Source organism: Frankia sp. CcCS3 (genome assembly GCF_977927575.1).
The window spans coordinates 1-7,737 of record NZ_CDWRCL010000196.1; the positions used below are offsets into that span (position 1 = coordinate 1).

The 7,737-nt window shown below is 72.4% G+C and carries 7 protein-coding genes; 6 read left to right on the plus strand and 1 reads right to left on the minus strand.

The features are described from left to right. Positions 1-227 precede the first annotated feature (227 nt). From AC08OQ_RS15390 to AC08OQ_RS15415, 6 genes are all read left to right on the plus strand, one after another. A complete protein-coding gene (locus tag AC08OQ_RS15390; RefSeq protein ID WP_476601655.1) occupies positions 228-515 on the plus strand; it encodes a hypothetical protein in 288 nt (95 codons plus the stop codon). 17 nt (positions 516-532) lie between these two features. Beyond that, positions 533-1,402, plus strand: a complete 870-nt coding sequence (locus AC08OQ_RS15395; protein ID WP_476601660.1) for a TlyA family RNA methyltransferase — start codon at positions 533-535, stop codon at positions 1,400-1,402. Then, positions 1,399-2,298 carry an NAD kinase gene (locus AC08OQ_RS15400; protein ID WP_476601656.1) on the plus strand — a complete coding sequence of 300 codons (900 nt, stop codon included), beginning with the start codon at positions 1,399-1,401 and terminating at the stop codon, positions 2,296-2,298. The genes AC08OQ_RS15395 and AC08OQ_RS15400 overlap by 4 nt, the downstream gene beginning before the upstream one ends. Positions 2,299-2,480: 182 nt before the next feature. Then, positions 2,481-4,235 (plus strand): DNA repair protein RecN, encoded by a 1,755-nt coding sequence (recN, locus tag AC08OQ_RS15405; RefSeq protein ID WP_476601657.1) that lies wholly within the window; start codon positions 2,481-2,483, stop codon positions 4,233-4,235. Between the two features lie 194 nt (positions 4,236-4,429). Then, positions 4,430-6,241, plus strand: a complete 1,812-nt coding sequence (locus tag AC08OQ_RS15410; protein ID WP_476601658.1) for a CTP synthase — start codon at positions 4,430-4,432, stop codon at positions 6,239-6,241. Beyond that, complete coding sequence (locus AC08OQ_RS15415) at positions 6,238-6,861, plus strand: NUDIX domain-containing protein (protein WP_462188285.1); 624 nt, start codon at positions 6,238-6,240, stop codon at positions 6,859-6,861. The genes AC08OQ_RS15410 and AC08OQ_RS15415 overlap by 4 nt, the downstream gene beginning before the upstream one ends. Positions 6,862-6,914: 53 nt before the next feature. On the opposite strand, the gene AC08OQ_RS15420 is transcribed toward AC08OQ_RS15415, so the two are convergent. Further along, complete coding sequence (locus AC08OQ_RS15420) at positions 6,915-7,736, minus strand: PKD domain-containing protein (RefSeq protein WP_476605563.1); 822 nt, start codon at positions 7,734-7,736, stop codon at positions 6,915-6,917. Between the last annotated feature and the right edge of the window lies 1 nt (position 7,737).

Sequence of the window (7,737 nt, forward strand, 5' to 3'; positions counted from 1 at the left end):
CCCTAGCGTGGGAGTAGGTGTTCCGGGCGGGACGACCCGCGTGGTGGGCGAGTTTACACCGGTTGCGAGCCGATCTCCGGTGGTCCTGACGGACCCGGGGTGAGGTCCCGGGCCGGCCGAGGGCGGATCCGGCCGGACGAGGAGTGGACAGGACATGAGATTCGTCGCATGACGCACGCCGCCAGGGTCCGTCGCGTCAGCGGCCGTGAGTGCGGGAGGCTGACAACGTGAACACCGAGAATCTGCCCGCCGAGGTTCGCGACGTCCTTGGCCGGCTGGACATGCTCGACGCCCTACCGACGGCCGCGCATGTCGAGGTCTTCGAGGAGATAAACCGCCGGTTGGCCGGGGCACTGGCGGACCTGGATGGGAGCGCTGACCAGGTTAAGGGCGCTGACCACGTCAAGGGCGCTGGGGGCGCGGCCGGGCCGGGCGTGCCCGTTCCGGCGCGTTCCGGGGCGCGTCCCACGGGAGGGCCGCGGCCCGGGCCGGGCATGATCCGGCCGGTGCGGTGAGTCGCTCCGGGGTCACGATGTCCCGCCGGACGCGTCTGGACAGCGAACTTGTCCGTCGTGGTCTCGCCCGGTCCCGGGAGCAGGCCGTTGCGGCGATCACCGCGGGTCGGGTGCTGGTCGGCGGCATTCCTGCCACGAAGGCCGCCACGGTGGTCGACGGATCCACCTCCATCGCGGTGACGAAGGGGGACGATCCCGGCTACGCCTCCCGCGGCGCGCACAAACTTCTCGGTGCCTTCGAGGCCTTCGGGGTCCCCGCACCGGAACCGGGGCCGGGTGTCGAAATCCCGCGTTCCACCGGCCCCACGCTGGTCGTGGCCGGTCGACGGTGCCTGGACGTCGGTGCCTCCACCGGCGGCTTCACCGACGTGCTGCTGCGGTACGGGGCGGCCTCCGTCGTGGCCGTGGACGTCGGCTACGGGCAGTTGCTGTGGCGGCTGCGCTGCGATCCCCGGGTCTGCGTGCTCGACCGCACCAACGCCCGGAACCTGACGCCCGCCGAGATCGGTGACCGCGTCGACCTGGTCGTCGGGGACCTGTCGTTCATCTCGCTGGCCCTGGTGCTGCCCGCGCTGCGCGCCTGCGCGGTCCCAGACGCCGATTTCGTGCTGCTGGTGAAGCCCCAGTTCGAGGTCGGCCGGGAGCGGCTCGGGCCAGGCGGGGTGGTGCGCGACACCGCGTTGCACGCCGAGGCGGTCCGCGACGTGGCCACGTCCGCAGCCATGCTAGATCTCGGCGTGCGTGGTGTCACGGCGAGTCCGCTGCCCGGCCCGGCGGGCAATGTCGAGTACCTGCTGTGGCTGGTCGCCGGGGCCCCACCGCTCGACGCGGACGTCCTGGCCGGGGCGATCGCCGCCGGCCCCGCGGGATCGGGGCGTCGGGCATGACGCGGGAGATCCTCGTTGTCACCCATCCCCGCCGCTCGGTGGTCCGGGAGAGCGCCCATTGGGTCATCGAGGGCCTGGCCGCAGCCGGGGTGTCGCCGCGAGTGCTGCGGGCCGAGGCGGAGATGCTCGACCTGACCGCCGCCAACATCGTGCCGCACGACGCCGACGCGGCCGTCGGGGTGGAACTGGTGCTGGTCCTCGGCGGCGACGGCAGCCTGCTGCGCGGCGCGGAGCTGGCCCGCACCGCTGACGCCCCGCTGCTGGGCGTGAACCTCGGGCACGTCGGGTTCCTCGCCGAGGCTGAACCCGACGCGCTGGAATCCACCATCGAGCACGTCGTCCGCAAGGACTACACGGTCGAGGAACGCATGACGGTCGACGTCACGGTCCGGCGGCGTGGCGAGGTCACCTATACCGGCTGGGCGCTCAACGAGATGTCCCTGGAGAAGGCCGAGCGCGCTCGGATGCTGGAATGCGTGCTGGAGATTGACGGGCGTCCGCTGTCCCGGTGGGGATGCGACGGGGTGATCTGTTCGACGCCCACCGGATCCACCGCCTACGCCTTCTCGGCCGGTGGTCCGGTGATGTGGCCGGGCGTCGAGGCCCTGCTGGTCGCCCCGATCAGCGCGCACGCGCTGTTCGCCCGGCCGCTCGTGCTGGCGCCGGCCTCCGCGGTCGCCGTGGAGATCCTGCCGCCGGTGCCCGCGGTCCTCTACTGTGACGGCCGGCGGTTCGTCGAGGTGCCCCCCGAGTCGCGGGTCGAGGTGGTCCGCGGCCGCCAACCGGTGCGGCTCGCCGTGGTGCATCCGCTGCCGTTCACTGATCGTCTCGTCGCCAAGTTTGGCCTTCCGGTGGAAGGCTGGCGAGGACGCAACCAACGTGCCTCCCCCGCGTAGCGACTTCGCCGCGACGCGGGGACCCCTGGCCTAGGGCGCCGTTCGGGGTTTCCGTTAGCTCGCCTTCGGCGAGCTTCCTGGGATGATCGTCGGGGGGCTTCGCCGCGACGCGGCGGCAGCGGTGGCGGATCTTCCGCCTCTGCGATATCGGCCTCCGTTCTGGTGACGCTAGAGTTCGGGGCGTGCTCGAGGAGATTCGCATCCGCGGCCTCGGGGTCATCGACGACGCCGCCCTCGACCTTGCTCCCGGCCTCACCGTGGTGAGCGGCGAGACCGGAGCCGGCAAGACCATGATTGTCCAGGGGCTGGAGCTGCTCACCGGCGGGCGGGCGGATTACGGTCTGGTCCGGCCGGGGGTCGATCGCGCCTTCGTCGAGGGTCGGCTCGTCATCGGTGCCGAGTCGGCTGTCGCGGCCCGGGTCCGCGAAGTCGGCGGCGACCTCGACGAGGATCCGGGCGGCGCTGTCCTCGTCGTCGGTCGGACCCTGACCGCGGAGGGCCGGTCCCGGGCGCAGGTCGCGGGCCGCTCGGTCCCGGCGAGTGTCCTCGCCGAGATCGCCGAGGAGCTGATCGCCGTGCACGGCCAGTCCGAGGCACAGCGCCTGCTCAAGCCGTCCACCCAGCGTGACGCGTTGGACCGGTTCGCCGGTTCCGCCGTCGCCGGGCCGTTGGCCCGCTACGGCGGTGTGTACCGGGAGCTGACCCGGGTCAGTCGGCGGCTTGCCGAGATCACCGACCGGGTGCGTGAACGCGAGCAGGAGGCGGAGCTGCTGCGCCTCGGCCTGGACGAGGTGGAACGGGTCGCCCCCGGCCCTGGTGAGGACGTCATCCTCGACGCCGAGCTGATCAGGTTGGAGCATGCGGAGACCCTGGTGCGGGCGGCGCGGACCGCGCACGCCGCGCTGATGAGCGATCCGGCCACCGGGTCGGACGAGCCCGGTGCGGTCGATCTGGTGGCCGCGGCCCAGCGGATCATCGCCGGCGAGTCCGCCCTCGACGCCGAGCTCGCCGCTCTCGGCGTGCGGCTCACGGAGGTGGGGATGCTACTCACCGACGTCGCCGCGGACCTCGCCTCCTACGCGGAGGGCATCGATGCCGACCCGGTGCGCCTCGCCGACGCCCAGGCGCGTAAGGCCGCCCTCACCAGCCTGACCCGGGCGCACGGTACCGGCATCGACGGCGTGCTGGCCTGGGCGGACCAGGCTGGGCGCCGGCTGCTGGAACTCGACGGCGCCGGGGACAGCGTCGAGGCGCTCACCGTCCGGCGGGACAGCCTGACCGCCGAGCTGGCCCGGCTCGCCGAGGAGGTCAGCGACGCCCGGACCAAGGCGGCGGCCCGGTTCGGTGCGGCGGTCGCCGCCGAGCTCGCCGGGCTCGCGATGCCCCGGGCCCGGGTGGAGGCCGCCGTGTCGCAGCGCGACGATCCGGCCGGTCTGCCGGTCGGCCTGCGGGTCGTCGCGTTTGGACCGTTCGGCGTCGACGACGTGGAGCTGCGGCTGATCCCGCATCCCGGGGCGCCGCCGCGGCCGGTCCAGAAAGGCGCGTCGGGCGGTGAGCTGTCCCGGGTTATGCTCGCGATCGAGGTCGTCCTCGCCGCCGCCGACACCGGTTCGACCATGGTCTTCGACGAGGTGGACGCCGGGGTCGGCGGTCGGGCCGCGGTGGAGATCGGCCGGCGCCTCGCCCGTCTCGCCCGCACTCATCAAGTGATCTGTATCACCCATCTGCCGCAGGTCGCCGCCTTTGCGGACCGTCATCTGGTGGTCCACAAGGCCGACGACGGATCGGTCACCCGCAGTGGGGTCGTCACGCTCGACGACGCCGGCCGGGTGCGGGAACTCTCCCGGATGCTTGCCGGCCAGGAGGAGAGCTCGCTGGCCCGTGGGCACGCCGAGGAGCTGCTCGCCGCCGCGGCGGCCGACAAGGCGCTGCCGTAGTGCCACCGCGGTCGGGGAGGCCGGGCATCCTGCGGTGGTCCAGGGAGTCACCGAAGGTGATAACCGAGGGCCCTGACTCACCCTTATGGCAGAGTCCCCGCATTGCGCTGGAGGCGTCGTGCGGGGGAGCTGTTACCGTGAAGTCCCGTGGAGGCGCCGGGGCCGGACCGGCGGCGTAACCACGGGAGCTTCGGGTGGGTCAGGCGCATATCACCAAACACATCTTCGTCACCGGCGGGGTCGCGTCCAGTCTCGGCAAGGGACTGACCGCGTCGAGCCTCGGTCGACTCCTCAAGGCTCGTGGACTCCGCGTCACGATGCAGAAGCTCGACCCCTACCTCAACGTGGACCCGGGGACGATGAACCCGTTCCAGCACGGTGAGGTGTTCGTGACCGACGACGGGGCCGAGACCGACCTCGACATCGGCCACTACGAGCGGTTCCTCGACGTCGACCTCGACGGCAGCGCCAACGTGACGACGGGCCAGGTCTACTCGGCCGTTATCGCCAGGGAACGCCGCGGCGGCTATCTGGGCCAGACCGTCCAGGTCGTCCCGCACATCACCGACGAGATCAAGAACCGGATCCGGCAGCTGGCCGGTGACTCCGTCGACGTGGTGATCACCGAGGTCGGCGGGACCGTCGGGGACATCGAATCGCTGCCCTACCTGGAGGCGATCCGTCAGGTACGCCACGAGGTCGGTCGGGACAACGCCCTGACGGTGCACGTGAGCCTGGTCCCCTACCTCGCCCCCTCCGGAGAGCTGAAGACCAAGCCGACCCAGCATTCGGTCGCGGCGTTGCGCAGCATCGGCCTGCAGCCCGACGCCGTGGTCTGCCGGTCCGACCGGCCGCTGCCCGATTCACTCAAGAAGAAGATCGCGATGATGTGCGACGTCGACGACGAGGCCGTCGTCGGGGCGCCGGACGCGAGCTCCATCTACGACATTCCCCGGGTGCTGCACCGCGAGGGTCTCGACGCCTACGTGGTGCGTCGGCTCGGGCTGTCCTTCCGCGACGTCGACTGGACGGAATGGGACACGTTGCTGCGGCGGGTGCACCACCCGGCCAACACGGCGACGATCGCGATCGTCGGCAAGTACGTGGACCTCCCCGACGCCTACCTCTCGGTGACCGAGGCCCTGCGCGCCGGCGCCTTCGCCACCGACACTCGGGTGGACCTGCGGTGGGTCACCTCGGACGAGTGCTCTTCCCCGGACGTGACGGCCACCCTGCTTGACGGGGTCGACGGGATCATCGTTCCCGGTGGTTTCGGGGTGCGGGGCATCGAGGGCAAGCTCACCGCGCTGCGGCACGCCCGCGAGAACGGCATTCCGACCCTCGGTATCTGCCTCGGCCTGCAGTGCATGGTCATCGAGGCGGCCCGCAGTCTCGCCGGCCTGGAGGCGGCGAACTCCACCGAGTTCGCCCCCGAGACCCCCCACCCGGTGATCTCCACGATGGCTGACCAGCACGAGGTGGTGGCCGGCACCCGGGACATGGGCGGCACAATGCGACTGGGCCTGTACTCGTGCGTGCTGGCGCCCGGCACGCTCGCCCGGCGTGAGTACGGCGCCGCCGAGGTCGCCGAGCGCCACCGGCACCGGTACGAGGTGAACAACGACTATCGGCACCGGCTGGCCGCCGCCGGGCTGGTCTTCTCCGGGGCGTCGCCGGACGGCCGCCTGGTCGAGGTGGTCGAGCTGCCCGCCGACGTGCACCCGTACTACGTCGGCACCCAGGCACATCCGGAGTTCCGGTCCCGGCCGACCCGGGCCCATCCACTGTTCCGGGGTCTCGTCGCCGCGGCGGTCGCGCATGCGGACCGCCGCCGCGGGGTGCTGCCGGTGGACCTGCCGGGCGAGGACGCTCCCACTCCGGAGAACGGCGCCGCGCAGACCCGCGGCGTCACGGCCGGTCGATCCGGCGGGAGTATCCGCCGGGGCGCGAGCGCGTCCCGTCCGAGCGTCAGCTCCAACGGCACCGCCGCGCTGGTGTCCCCGTGACGGCGACCCCGCACCGGTACGAGGTCACCGAGAGCACCCTGGCCTACCAGGGGAGGGTCATCTCTGTCCGCCGCGATCAGGTGCGGATGCCGGATGGCGACATCTCGCAGCGTGATGTGGTGGTGCATCCCGGCGCCGTGGGGGTGGTCGCCCTCGACGAGGCCGATCGGGTGGTGATGGTCCATCAGTATCGTCATCCCGTCGGTGGTCCGCTGTGGGAGCTGCCCGCCGGCATTCTCGACGTGCCGGGCGAGCCGGCGTCCTCGGCCGCCGCGCGGGAGCTGGCCGAGGAGGCCGGGCTGCGCGCCGACCGCTACGATCTGCTGGTTGATGTGTGGGCCTCGCCGGGGATGACCGACGAGGCCTACCGCCTTTTCCTGGCCCGCGGGCTGCACGAGATCCCGGCTGCCGAGCGGTACGTGCCGGTGCACGAGGAGGCCGAGATGGGTCTCGCGCGTATCGACTTCACCGACGCTGTCGAACGGGTCCTGCGCGGTGAGATCACCAACGCGATGGCGGTCATCGGGCTGCTGGCCACGGCCCGGGCGCGCGGCGAGAACTACGCCGGTCTGCGCCCACCCGACGCACCCTGGCCCGCTCGTCCCGCCCACCGCGGCTGAGCCGCCGCGCCGCGGCCCCGTTTCTCCGCGGTGGTGTCGGTCCCGCGGTGGCGTCAATCGTTGTGGACCAGCATGCCGGCGGCCTCGTCGACGACGATGCCCCGCGCGGCGGCGAGGGTCACCGCGTCGATCGGGAATGCCTGCGCGACCCCGGGGACGGTGAACGTGCCGTCCCAGGTCACCGCGAGGGTCACCTGGTACCGGCCCGGCCGGGCGTAGCCGTGCGCCACATAGGCCTCGGGATGATCGCGCGGTGAGATCGCCGGGTCGTAGGGCCGGCCGGGAGCATCCGGGCCGGTCTCGCCGTCACCGCACTCCCAGTGATAGCGGGGAACGGCGCTGATGGTCGCCACGACCGGCTGGTCGACGTTGAACGTGAACGAGTCGGGCACGGGGGTGTAGAGGATCGTGGCCAGGTTCGCGAAGCTGCGGCCGGACGGCGCGATGACGATCGACGGCTTCGGCAGGAGTTTCTCGCGCAGGTAGTTGGCGAGCGCGGCCTGCACCTGGGCGATCGGCACCGCGCCGGCGGGCAGCAGGTAGTTGAAGCAGCCCGCTACCGCCTGGTCGTACTGGGCCCGCGCCTGCGCGTCCATCGCCGGATCCGGCCCGACCGCGGTCAGCAGGTCACAGACGGCCGCCGGGTCGTCCGGACAATCCTGGCCGCAGGCCGCGCTCCGCCGGGCCCCCGATCCGGTCGGGATCCCGACGCGCTCCAGCACTCCGTCGTGGTAGCGGTACTGGTAGCCGTTGTCCGTGGCCCGGGTGTCACAGGTACCCCACAGCGCGCCGGCGCAGGGCACCGGGACGGTGCGCCCGGGCGCCGCGGCGGCGGGCGCCGCGCCGGCGGCGAGGCTGGTCAGGCTCACCAGCAGC